Source organism: Kitasatospora sp. NPDC048286, from assembly GCF_043201735.1.
GTDB lineage: Bacteria > Actinomycetota > Actinomycetes > Streptomycetales > Streptomycetaceae > Kitasatospora.
On the sequence record NZ_JBICZE010000042.1, the window covers coordinates 1 to 4171 of the forward strand.

Here is a 4171-nt window from a genome sequence, read left to right on the forward strand (position 1 = left end):
TCCGCGGAGACCACCACGGTGTGGGACACCCCGGGGGTGTTGTCCACGAAATTGGTGATCAGCCAGTTCAGGTTCTGTGCGGCCTGGCTCATCTGAGTCAACTCAACGCTCCTGGTGGTTCGAGCCGCCGAAGAGATCGGTGCTGCGGTTCTGTCCGTTGCCGGACTGGTCTACCTGATCGGGGTCGATCCGGAAGCTTCCGGTGTTACCGGCACTGCGGCCCTGCTCCACACCGCGGCGCAGGTTGGTGAGGCGGCCACGGACCTCCTCCGGGCTGCGGGAGACCTGCGGCCCGTCCTGCGGGGTGGACTTGGCGTTGCCGGGCACCAGGTTCTGCTTGGGCACGCGCCGCGGCAGACCGGCACCGGTGGTGCCGCCGGAGGCGGGCTCACGCAGCTGCTCGGCCCGCTGCCAGTCGCCGTCGTTCGGCGACTGCCAGGCGGCGCTGGCGGTCGGGCCGGTCGGGCCGTAACCGCCGAGCGCGGACACGTCGTGGCCGCGCTGGGCCGCCGGTGCCGAGGTGTCCTTGGCGCCGGCGAACCAGTTCGGGCTCTCGCCGGACGGGCTGCCGCCGGCCGGAGCGGAGGCGGGGCCACCGCCGGCCAGCTGCTCGCCGGGGCGGCGCTGCGGCAGCCCGGACGCCAGGGTGGTGTGCGACGGCTCGGCGGCGGGCAGCGCGGGCGGCTCCGGGGCGTACGGGTGGCCGGCCGGGGACTCCTCGGCCGGACGGCCGTACTGGTCGGCGTAGTCCTGCTGGTAGCCGCCCTGGTCGTAGCCGTACCGGTCGTCGGCGTAGCCCTGCTGCTGCCCGTAGCCCTGCGGGGCGTACTGGTCGTAGCCGTCCTGGGAGTACTCGTCCTGCTGGTGGTACTCGTCCTGCTGGTAGCCGCCCTGGTCGTAGCCGTACCGGTCGTCGGCCTGGGCCTGCGGCTGCTCGTAGCCCTGCGGGGCGTACTGGTCGTAGCCCTGCTGGTAGTCCTCCTCGATCTCGGCGTCCACCACCGGCGCGTGCGGGCCGCTGTCCAGGGCCGCGCGGCGGACCTGGTCGAGGCGCTGCGAGCGCTGGACGGACTCCAGGGCCGGGCTGAACCCGCTGGAGCCGGCGTTGCCGATGCCGGTGAGGTGGTCGTCGAAGCCGAGCTCGGCCGCGCTGCGGGAGGGGGCTTCCGGCGCCCACTCGGCGGTCGGCTCCTGCTCGGCGAAGATCCGGGAGACGGTGAACTGCTCGTCCGGCTCCGGCGCCGCACCGGACTGGGTGACGAACGGCGGGAGCATGACCAGCGAGGTGGTGCCGGCGGACTCGCCGGACGGGCGGAGCTGGACGCGGACGTCGTGCCGCTGGGAGAGCCGGCCGACCACGAACAGGCCCATGCGGCGGGAGATGGTGGCGTCCACCGTGGGCGGCTCGGCCAGCTTCTCGTTGATCTCCGCGAAGTCCTCGGCGGTGAGGCCGATGCCCTTGTCGTGGATCTCGACCAGCACCCGGCCGTCCGGCAGGCGGGTCGCGTTGACCATCACCCGGGTCTGCGGGCTGGAGAACGAGGTGGCGTTCTCCAGCAGCTCGGCGAGCAGGTGGACGAGGTCGGTCACGGCGGCGCCGACGACCTCGACCTCCGGGATGCCGGAGAGCTCGACGCGCTCGTACTGCTCCACCTCGGACGCGGCGGCGCGGAGCACGTCGACCAGCGGGACCGGGGTGTTCCAGCGGCGGCCGGCCTCCTCGCCCGCGAGGACGAGCAGGTTCTCACCGTTGCGGCGCATGCGGGTGGCCAGGTGGTCCAGCTTGAAGAGGTTCTCCAGCTGGTCCGGGTCGGCCTCGTTGTTCTCCAGGTCGGTGATCAGCGCCAGCTGGCGCTGGATCAGGCTCTGGCTGCGGCGCGACAGGTTGGTGAAGATCGCGTTGACGTTCCCTCGCAGCAGGGCCTGCTCGGCGGCGAGCGCCACGGCCTGCTGGTGGACCTGGTCGAACGCCCGGGCGACCTCGCCGATCTCGTCCTTGCCGTGCAGCGGGATCGGGGCCACCGAGGTGTCGACCCGGTCGGGGTCGGTCTTGGAGAGCTTCTCGACCAGGTCCGGCAGGCGGTGGTCGGCGATCTCCAGGGCGGCGTTGCGCAGGGTGCGCATGCCGAGAATCATCGAGCGGGCCACGTAGCCGGTGAGCAGACCGGCCAGGATGAGCGCCGCGACAACGATGACCGTGTTGAGGATGGCGTCGTAGAGCGCGTTGTCCTTCAGGGCGCGGGAGTCGTTGAGGACGTCGTCCAGCAGCGCGACTTCGGTGTTCCGCAGGGCCTGGATGTGGGTGTTGGCGGCCTGGTTCCAGTTGTCCGGGGTCAGGCCGGCGTTCCTCGCCTCGGCGTACGCGGCGTCGGCGACGGCCTTGCCCTTCAGCTGGCCCTCCGCGGCGGCCTGGCTGTAGGCGGCGCCGAGCTGGAGCAGGCCCTGCATGGTGGGCGCCGCGCCGTTGGGCATCTTGTACGCCGAGCGCTCCTGGGCGGCGAACTGGGCGACCTGCGCCTCCGCGTACTTCCGGGCGTCCTCGGGCGCGCTGCCGGTGTTGAACTCGTTGAGGGAGACCTGCTCCAGCTTCTGCGAGACCAGGATCTGCTGGATCACGTCCTGGTTCTCGTAGCGCGTGGTGGCGTTCGCCGAGATGCCGACGAGCAGGTTGAGCATCAGCGCGCGCTGGGTCGAGGCGGCGGCCTTGGCCAGCGACATCGCGTAGATCGCGCGGCCCTTGCTGGTGGCGTTGGCGGAGCCCATGCCGACCGAGTTGTCGAAGGCCAGCAGCGGGTCGAGCATCACCGAGTACGCGTTGGCGGTGGCGCTGATGAACAGCTCCGGGTTGTACGCGTTGGCCCGCAGATGCGGCAGGTCGATGACCATGACCTGGAAGGCCTCGTGGCGGCGGGGGAGCTCACCGGACTTGTCGGAGGCGGCATAGGCGGCGTTGTACGCCTTCAGCGCGGCGTCGGTGTCGTTGCGCCGCTTGGTCACCTCGTTGTTCGGGTCCTGCTTGGTGATCAGGGGTATGAGCGTCTTGTCGCGCTCGTTCTCCAGCGCCTCGGCGAGTTCGGTCGCCGCCTTGGCCAGCTCGGCGGTCTTCTCGGCGCGGGAGGCCTTGATGTAGCCGTCGACCGAGGTGTTCACTCGCAGGCCGCCGAAGACGAGACTGATGATCACGGGGATCAGCAGGATCGCGATCAGACGGGTCGGCACGCGCCAGTTGCGCGGGCGGAGGAAGTCGTACCGGCTGGAGCCGCCGCCACTGCCGTCGCCCGACGATCCGCTGCCGCGGGGCGTCGTGGGCGCGGCCTGGGGTTCGGCGGCCGGGACGGGGGACTGGGCGCGTTCCTCGGTGGGAGTGAACGCGGAGAATCCGGCCGGATCCCCCGGGGTACCGTTCGGCTCGCTCTGGCGGGGCTCGGAGCGCCGCTGCGGGGCGGGTTGCTGCTTACGCCTCACTCGACAACTACCTCTCGGCCGAATGCCGGCCATGGATCAATCCAGCGCTACCCCGGGGCCCTGTCCCACCGCCGGACGGACCGGCGCAGGAGACACCCAGGGGTAGCTGGAATTTCAGCACGTGCAGGGATGGGGGACAAACAGCCGCAGCCCGGCACCCGCGTCGGCACAATCCGGACAATCACCGACATGACGGAGCAAAACAGTGGTCACCAGGCGCTGAGCGACGCCAATTCGCCACACTGAGTCATTGTTGATCACAAAATGCCTACCGAACTGTTATCCGCTGCTTATACACGGGTCTTGCGCGGGGCCCCCGGAGGACACCGGCCGGTAAGCGTCGCCGCCCCGACGGCCCGTCGTGAGGACGGGCCGTCGGGGCTGTGCGTTGCTCGCGCGCTCGCCTCCGGGGCGCCCTGGGCCCCTTCGGCTCGGCGCGGGTGTTCGCGCGCTCGTGTGCTCGCGGTCGCCCTCGTTCAGCGGAGTCGGGCGAGGAGGGCGTGTTCGACGAGGGTGATGAGGGCGCTCTTGGCGCTGTCGCGGCGGCGGGCGTCGAGGGTGACGACGGGGGTGTCGGCGCCGAGTTGGAGGGCTTCGCGGACTTCGTCGGGGGTGTGGGGCTGGTGTCCGTCGAAGCCGTTGAGGGCGACGACGAAGGGCAGTCCGCTGTTCTCGAAGTAGTCGAGGGCGGGGAAGCAGTCGGCGA

1 protein-coding gene and 2 pseudogenes are annotated in these 4171 nt (G+C 70.9%); all 3 read right to left on the bottom strand.

Annotated features, from left to right (window positions below):
- A pseudogene (locus ACGF13_RS40230) lies at positions 1–92 on the bottom strand (roadblock/LC7 domain-containing protein); the annotation flags it as partial.
- Positions 93–102: 10 nt separating this feature from the next.
- The gene (locus ACGF13_RS40235; protein WP_392884602.1) at positions 103–3465 is read right to left on the bottom strand and encodes a nitrate- and nitrite sensing domain-containing protein; all 3363 of its coding nucleotides are present in this window, start codon (positions 3463–3465) and stop codon (positions 103–105) included.
- 476 nt (positions 3466–3941) lie between these two features.
- A pseudogene (locus tag ACGF13_RS40240) lies at positions 3942–4171 on the bottom strand (ATP-binding protein); the annotation flags it as partial.